Genomic DNA, 365 nt, shown 5'->3' with positions numbered 1-365 from the left:
AATCTATTTTAAAGGATAGAAATAGTTATTCTAAGACAGATCATGATGCGACATTTATGAGAATGAAAGAAGATCACATGAAAAATGGACAACTTAAGCCAGGGTATAATTTACAAATAGCGACAAATTCCCAATTTGTTTTATCTTATAATGTGTATCAAAATCCAACGGATACTAGAACGATGATTCCATTTTTAAATTCAATTCAAGAGACCTACGGTCATTTACCTGAATATATTGTAGCTGATGCAGGTTATGGTAGTGAATCAAATTATAAGGCAATTATAGATGACTTTAATCGAACGCCACTCATAACATATGGAATGTTTATAAAAGATAAAACTAAAAAATATAAAAGTGACATC

Annotated in this window: 1 protein-coding gene; it reads left to right on the top strand. The window is 29.6% G+C overall.

Annotated elements, in window-relative coordinates:
* Positions 1-365: transposase (locus HMPREF2897_RS03850; protein ID WP_141751281.1), on the top strand; the 365-nt coding region annotated here is incomplete at both ends.

Source organism: Staphylococcus sp. HMSC065D05 (assembly GCF_001813195.1).
Classification (GTDB): domain Bacteria; phylum Bacillota; class Bacilli; order Staphylococcales; family Staphylococcaceae; genus Staphylococcus; species Staphylococcus epidermidis.
This window is presented reverse-complemented; position numbering and strand designations above follow the sequence as displayed.